Source organism: Pseudomonas sp. RIT778 (genome assembly GCF_019718735.1).
GTDB lineage: Bacteria > Pseudomonadota > Gammaproteobacteria > Pseudomonadales > Pseudomonadaceae > Aquipseudomonas > Aquipseudomonas aphyarum.
This window is the reverse complement of the sequence record NZ_JAIHBA010000056.1, coordinates 22,318-27,926: the sequence shown is the minus strand read 5'-3', so window position 1 is coordinate 27,926 and position 5,609 is coordinate 22,318. Positions and strand designations below refer to the sequence as shown.

Genomic DNA, 5,609 nt, shown 5'->3' with positions numbered 1-5,609 from the left:
AAGCCAGCGCTACGGTAGACCCCGACAAGCTCTTAAACCCTAGCTCCGAGGATTCGTCATGACAATCCTTACCTCGCCAACGGTGATTGGTGTCGATGTGGCCAAGGCCGAAATCGTCGTTTACCGCGAAGATCTGAAAATTATCCAGGTCATCAACAACGACCGCACGTCTGTAGGTCGTTGGCTGAAGACCCTGCCCGCACAAAGCTCGATCGCCCTGGAAGCCACTAATCTCTACCACCTGGACACGGCCGAACTGGCCCATGGTATGGGGCATCGGGTTTACGTCGTGGACCCTTACCGGGTGAGCCATTACCGCGAAAGCATCGGTCAGCGTGCAAAAACCGACCCTTGTGATGCACGTCTTCTGGCGCGTTATCTAACCAGTGAACAGCACCGGCTGCGGGTCTGGAGCCCACCACCACGGCACTACACGGTGTTGAAAAGTCTGCTTAACAAGCGTGCGCAGCTGATGAAGGCCCGAGTCAGTATCATGCTGAGCTGGTCAAACGAACCTCTTCTTGAAGATCTTTTGGCCCATGGGTTGGAGCATTTCAAACAGCTTGATCAGGCCATTCAGGAATTACTTCGCAAAGTCAGCCAAGAGGCCGGCATTAGCGAAAACATCAGACGCTGCAAAGCTATTGAAGGGATTGGCGAACTCACGGCAACGGGCTTGGCAACTACGTATATGCGAGGTGAGTTCGCCAGCGCCGATGCGTTCATCGCCTTTCTGGGAATGGACTTGAAGGCAAAGGACTCAGGCAAGAAACACAGTCCTCGCCACTTGAGCAAAAAAGGTGACGGGGAATTACGGCGTCTTGCACACAATGCAGCTATGGCAGCTTGCCGGTCCCCTGTTTGGAAACCGTTCTATGAATCCTATCTGGCAAGAGGTCTAGCCAGAACTCAGGCTTTGGTCATCCTCGCCCGTAAGCTTTGCCGGGTGGCATTCGCCCTCATGAAAAATCAGAGCGAATACCAACCGAATCTAAGATTGCAGGGTTCCCCTGCAACATAGAATCTCCCACAAGATACGAATGAAAAAGCCCCGCACTGCGAACCGTGCGGGGCTGCTTGTACCGCCAGGAAAATTACAGGCCGGCAGCGGAACGCAGAGCGTCGGCGCGGTCGGTTTTTTCCCAGGTGAAGGTGGAGAAAGTGTCTTCGCCAACAGTCTTGGTCTGCGGAGCACGGCCGAAGTGGCCGTAGGCTGCGGTTTCCTGGTACATCGGGTGCAGCAGGTCCAGCATGGTGGTGATCGCGTATGGACGCAGGTCGAACACTTCGCGGACCAGTTTGATGATCTTGTCATCGCTGATCTTGCCGGTGCCGAAGGTGTTCAGCGAGATCGAGGTAGGCTGGGCCACACCGATCGCGTAGGAAACCTGGATCTCGCAACGCTCGGCCAGGCCGGCAGCGACGATGTTCTTGGCAACGTAACGGCCAGCGTAGGCAGCCGAACGGTCAACCTTGGATGGATCTTTACCGGAGAACGCGCCACCGCCGTGACGGGCCATGCCGCCGTAGCTGTCGACGATGATCTTGCGACCGGTCAGACCGCAGTCACCTACCGGGCCGCCAATGATGAACTGGCCGGTCGGGTTGATGTGGAACTGGGTGTCCTTGCTCAGCAGTTCGGCAGGCAGCACGTGCTTGACGATCAGCTCCATCACGCCTTCGCGCAGGTCGTTGTACGACACTTCAGGGTTGTGCTGGGTCGACAGAACCACGGCGTCGATACCGACAACCTTGCCGCCTTCGTAACGGCAGGTCACTTGCGACTTGGCGTCCGGACGCAGCCAAGGCAGCAGACCCGATTTACGGGCTTCGGCCTGACGCTGCACCAGCTGGTGCGAGAAGGTGATCGGTGCTGGCATCAGCACGTCGGTTTCGTTGCTGGCGTAGCCGAACATCAGGCCCTGGTCGCCGGCGCCCTGATCTTCAGGCTTGGCACGGTCAACACCCTGGTTGATGTCAGGGGACTGCTTGCCGATGATGTTCATCACGCCGCAGGTCGCGCCGTCGAAGCCGACGTCGGAGCTGGTGTAGCCGATGTCGCAGATCACGTCACGAACGATCTGCTCCAGGTCGACCCAGGCGCTGGTGGTCACTTCACCGGCAACGATGGCCACGCCAGTCTTGACCAGGGTTTCCACCGCAACGCGTGCGTGCTTGTCCTGGGCGATGATGGCGTCCAGCACTGCATCGGAAATCTGGTCGGCGATTTTGTCCGGATGTCCTTCAGACACGGACTCGGAGGTGAAGAGGGAGTATTCGCTCATCTCGATGTTTTCCTGAATTTACCGATGGTGAGTGTCGCCAGCCGGTCGCTGAAAATGGCGGACCTGGATCTGGAAACCATTACGTAAGCCTACATAGAGGCTTTCCCCGGGAACGAGTCCCGCAGCGGTGGCCCAACGGGCCAGATCGTCCTGTTCAAACCCCAACCACAGATCACCGCAGGCCTCCCTGGCCCAACTCTGGTTGTGGCTACATAACTCTGTCACGAGCAGGCTACCGCCCGGTTGCAGCAGGCTGGCCATGTGCTTGAGCGCTTCGGCCGGCGCGGCGAAATGGTGCAACACCATGTTCAACACCACGCAATCGGCCTGAAGGCTTGTGCCATTCAATGCATCGGCCAATTGCAGGCTGACGTTAGCCAGCTTTTCACGTTCACATACCTGGCGGGCCAGTTCGAGCATCGCCGCGCTGTTGTCCAGTGCGGTTACGGTGCCGAAGCGACGCGCCAGTTCCGGCAGGAAAGCTCCATCGCCGGGGCCGACTTCAATGGCCGTGGCAGCGCCATTGAAATTCAGTTTGTCGAGCAGGGCCAGCACGCTTTCACGGTACTGCGGCAGGCCGGCAATCAAATCCTGCTGGGCGCGGAATTTCTCCGCGACCCGGGCGAAAAAGTCCTGGCTGTTGGCCGCGCGTTGCCCGTGAACCTGTGCGATCCGGGCTTCCACGTCGGCCGGCAGCGCCAGATTGTCGACTTCTTCTAACAACGCCGCGTGCAACTTGCCGCCCAGCAACTCGGTGTGCGGCAGGGCGCGGCGATAGAACACCGCATTGCCTTCACGGCGAGTCGCCACCAGATCCGCCTGCGCCAGCACTTTAAGGTGGTGGCTCATGCCGGACTGGCCGATATCGAAAATCTGCGCCAGTTCCAGTACGCCGAACGAGTCGTTGGCCAGGGCGCGCAATACATTCAGCCGCAGCGGATCGCCGCCGGCCTTGCACAGGGCCGCCAGCTCGTCGCAATCGTCATGGCGAATGGAAGGCACACGTAAGTTCATAGGGCTGGCAGTCTAGTGACGGCCGGAAAGCATCGCAAGGTCTATATCAAAATGTTTTGATATTGCTCGATGGATGGCGCATTCGATTGCACTTCTCACCGCCCGGTTAACTCTACAAACGAACAGCGGAAAGGTTTCACCAACCGAAACCGATGTTATCCATGGGAAAAACGCCTCCGGATGACTATCTGTCATTGCCCCGAGGAGCTCGGGTGAGGGAAAATGCCCTCCTTTTTTCCGTTTCAATCTATTCACACCCAGGAGATCAGCGATGCCTAGCCGTCGTGAGCGTGCCAACGCCATTCGTGCCCTCAGCATGGATGCCGTGCAAAAAGCCAACAGCGGCCATCCCGGTGCCCCTATGGGTATGGCAGATATCGCCGAAGTGCTTTGGCGCGACTACCTCAAGCACAACCCGAGCAATCCATCGTTCGCCGACCGTGACCGCTTCGTGCTGTCCAACGGCCACGGCTCGATGTTGATCTACTCGCTGCTGCACCTGACCGGCTACGACCTGTCGATCGACGACCTGAAGCAGTTCCGTCAATTGCACAGCCGCACCCCGGGCCACCCGGAATTCGGTTACACCCCGGGCGTTGAAACCACCACCGGCCCGCTGGGTCAGGGTTTGGCCAACGCTGTGGGCTTCGCCCTGGCAGAAAAAGTACTGGGCGCGCAGTTCAACCGTCCTGGCCACAACATCGTCGACCACCACACCTACGTGTTCCTGGGTGATGGCTGCATGATGGAAGGCATTTCCCACGAAGTCGCTTCCCTGGCCGGCACTCTGGGCCTGGGCAAGCTGATTGCCTTCTACGATGACAACGGCATCTCCATCGACGGCGAAGTCGAAGGCTGGTTCACCGATGACACGCCGAAGCGTTTCGAGTCGTACAACTGGCAGGTGATCCGCAACGTCGACGGTCACGACCCGGAAGAGATCAAGACCGCCATCGAGACCGCTCGCAAGAGCCCGCTGCCGACCCTGATCTGCTGCAAGACCACCATCGGTTTCGGTTCGCCGAACAAGCAAGGCAAGGAAGATTGCCACGGCGCCCCGCTGGGTGACGCGGAAATCGCCCTGACCCGTCAGGCACTGAACTGGAACCACGGCCCGTTCGAAATCCCGGCCGACATCTATGCCGAGTGGGATGCCAAGGAAAAAGGCCGCGCCGCCGAAGCCGAGTGGGATCAGCGTTTCGCTGCCTACTCCGCCGCTTTCCCGACCGAAGCCAACGAACTGATCCGTCGCCTGAGTGGCGAGCTGCCGGCCGACTTCTCCGAGAAGGCCGATGCCTACATCGCTGAAGTCGCGGCCAAAGGCGAAACCATCGCCAGCCGTAAAGCCAGTCAGAACGCCCTGAACGCGTTCGGCCCGCTGCTGCCGGAAGTGCTGGGCGGTTCGGCTGACCTGGCCGGTTCCAACCTGACCCTGTGGAAAGGCTGCAAAGGCGTCAGCGCCGAAGACGCCAGCGGCAATTACATGTACTACGGCGTGCGCGAATTCGGCATGACCGCGATCATGAACGGCGTTGCCCTGCACGGCGGTCTGGTGCCTTACGGCGCGACCTTCCTGATGTTCATGGAATACGCCCGCAACGCAGTGCGCATGTCCGCTCTGATGAAGCAGCGCGTGATCCACGTCTACACCCACGACTCCATCGGTCTGGGCGAAGACGGCCCGACGCACCAGCCGATCGAGCAACTGACCAGCCTGCGCAGCACGCCGAACCTCGACACCTGGCGTCCAGCCGATGCCGTTGAATCGGCCGTGGCCTGGAAAAACGCTCTGGAGCGCAAGGACGGCCCGTCGGCGCTGATCTTCTCGCGTCAGAACCTGCAGCACCAAACCCGTGATGCCGGCCAGATCGCCGACATCCGTCGTGGTGGTTACGTGCTGAAAGACTGCGCAGGCGAGCCTGAGCTGATCCTGATCGCTACCGGTTCGGAAGTCGGTCTGGCCGTTCAGGCCTACGACAAACTGACCGAGCAGGGCCGCAAGGTGCGCGTGGTTTCCATGCCATGCACCAGCGCGTTCGACGCTCAGGACGCCAGCTACAAGCAATCGGTCCTGCCGTTGCAGGTTGGCGCGCGTATCGCGATCGAAGCGGCTCACGCCGACTTCTGGTTCAAGTACGTGGGTCTGGAAGGTCGCGTGATCGGCATGACCACCTACGGCGAATCGGCTCCGGCTTCGGCACTTTTCGAAGAGTTCGGCTTCACCCTGGAAAACATCCTGGGTCAGGCTGAAGAGCTGCTGGAAGACTGATCCAGAAAAGGTGTCGCCTGAACTGACGCCTTCGCGGGCAA

General features: G+C 59.6%; 4 protein-coding genes. 2 read left to right on the top strand and 2 right to left on the bottom strand.

Annotated elements, in window-relative coordinates:
• The first annotated feature begins 58 nt into the window (after positions 1 to 58).
• Entirely contained in the window at positions 59 to 1,021 is a 963-nt protein-coding gene (locus tag K5E37_RS28330) for a transposase (protein WP_221535734.1), read from the top strand.
• A 73-nt stretch (positions 1,022 to 1,094) separates the two neighbouring features.
• On the opposite strand, the gene metK is transcribed toward K5E37_RS28330, so the two are convergent.
• Both metK and K5E37_RS28320 read right to left on the bottom strand, forming a co-directional pair.
• Positions 1,095 to 2,285, bottom strand: a complete 1,191-nt coding sequence (metK, locus tag K5E37_RS28325) for a methionine adenosyltransferase (protein ID WP_011336330.1) — start codon at positions 2,283 to 2,285, stop codon at positions 1,095 to 1,097.
• Between the two features lie 18 nt (positions 2,286 to 2,303).
• Positions 2,304 to 3,299 (bottom strand): metalloregulator ArsR/SmtB family transcription factor, encoded by a 996-nt coding sequence (locus tag K5E37_RS28320; protein WP_221535733.1) that lies wholly within the window; start codon positions 3,297 to 3,299, stop codon positions 2,304 to 2,306.
• A 271-nt stretch (positions 3,300 to 3,570) separates the two neighbouring features.
• Between K5E37_RS28320 and tkt the strand changes: the two genes are divergently transcribed.
• Positions 3,571 to 5,568, top strand: a complete 1,998-nt coding sequence (gene tkt, locus K5E37_RS28315; protein WP_221535732.1) for a transketolase — start codon at positions 3,571 to 3,573, stop codon at positions 5,566 to 5,568.
• The last annotated feature ends 41 nt before the right edge of the window (positions 5,569 to 5,609 follow it).

Excerpts from the sequence above, each read along its gene's own strand:
- K5E37_RS28330 (WP_221535734.1), top strand. The coding sequence starts at position 59 with ATGACAATCCTTACCTCGCCAACGGTGATTGGTGTCGATGTGGCCAAG.
- tkt (WP_221535732.1), top strand. The coding sequence starts at position 3,571 with ATGCCTAGCCGTCGTGAGCGTGCCAACGCCATTCGTGCCCTCAGCATG.
- metK (WP_011336330.1), bottom strand. The coding sequence starts at position 2,285 with ATGAGCGAATACTCCCTCTTCACCTCCGAGTCCGTGTCTGAAGGACAT.
- K5E37_RS28320 (WP_221535733.1), bottom strand. The coding sequence starts at position 3,299 with ATGAACTTACGTGTGCCTTCCATTCGCCATGACGATTGCGACGAGCTG.